The 1,285-nt window shown below is 66.5% G+C and carries 1 protein-coding gene; it reads left to right on the forward strand.

The genetic code is table 11. The features are described 5' to 3' along the window. Window positions 1–50: 50 nt before the first annotated feature. Window positions 51–1,285 (forward strand): hypothetical protein (locus tag ABZX92_RS45910; protein WP_355572487.1); only part of this gene is annotated, 1,235 nt, incomplete at its 3' end.

The following is a 1,285-nucleotide window of genomic DNA, read 5'->3' on the forward strand; positions in this document are numbered from 1 at the left end:
CCGAGCCCGGTGGTAGGCCGCGGATTCTGATCGGTCCGGCTTTCAAGGAGATGAAGGCGGCTTTTGAGCTCAGGCGTATGGAGGTTGTGCCGGGCCGGTGGGTGAAGGAGTTCACGGTCAAGGTGTTCCTGCGGGTGCCCGCGGGCGTGGACGCGGCGCGGGTCGAGGGTTTGAAGACGGCGATGGGTCGTGGTGTGAACTGGTTCTACAACCAGGGTTATCGTCTGTTTTCGGGTGATCAGTTGCATGTGCGGGTCGAGTTTGTGGGTTCATCGGCTGAGGCGACGGTGAATGTCGATCTTCACCGGGACGGTGAGCTGAGCAGTCAGCATTCGTTCGGTCTGGGCGATATCGACACGACGCTCGCGCACGAGATCGGTCATACGTTGGGCTTGTATGACGCGTTCAGTTTCAGCGCGCTGTTTCAGCACGTTCGTGAGGATGCGGTGCATCGGGGTCGTGGCGGGCGGGTTCTCGGTCCGGTCCGCAGCAAGCAGGTCAGCGGCCGGGGTCTGATGTCGGATGGCATGTATCGTCCTGACGCGCGTCTTGTGCCGCGTGAGGCGTGGTTGCTGGAGCGGGCGGTGCTGGCGGGATCGGCGGTCGTGGAGAGTGGGCAGCCGGCTTCGCTGGTGCGCGACACCACTTATGCGATGCTTCATGGCGAGACTGCGCCCGTGCCGTCGTTGTACGAGCGGGCTGACAGCGACGACATCAACGCGATCATCACGTTGGCGAACGAGGGGCATCGCGCGTCGTTCGAACAGTTGACCCAGGCCGCTTCTGGTGACGTTGGTGCGCGCCAGGCGCTGGTGGAGCTGGCGGGTACAGGCCAGGTGCACGCGTTGGCCGCGTTGGTGCGCATTGGTGACGTGGCCAGCCACCCGGAACTGGGCGACCGGACCGCGATCGACGCACTGGCCGGGCTAGCGCTGCACGCGCACCAGGTAGCGAAGTCGCTGCTCCGCGAACTTGCGGCAGAGGGGCACCTCAGGGCGCTCGTGGCCGCGGCCGGGTTGGGCAGTGCGCCCGCCCGCACGGCATTGGAGGACATCGCGGCGAACGGTGATGTCACCGCCCTGGTCGATCTCGCGGCGGCCGGTGAGCTGGAGGCCGCACGGGCGCTGGCGGTCACCGGGAACGTCGAGGGGCTGCGACTGTTCGCTCCGGCCGTGCATCACGCGCTGAGCCCGTTGGTGTCTCGGGTTCACGCGGAGCCGCTGGCGTCCCAGGCTCGCTCGGTCGCGCACCAGTCCGTGATGCGAGAAGCCGTGCGGGTAGTTGC

This window comes from Lentzea sp. NPDC006480 (genome assembly GCF_040611995.1).
Classification (GTDB): Bacteria; Actinomycetota; Actinomycetes; order Mycobacteriales; family Pseudonocardiaceae; genus Lentzea.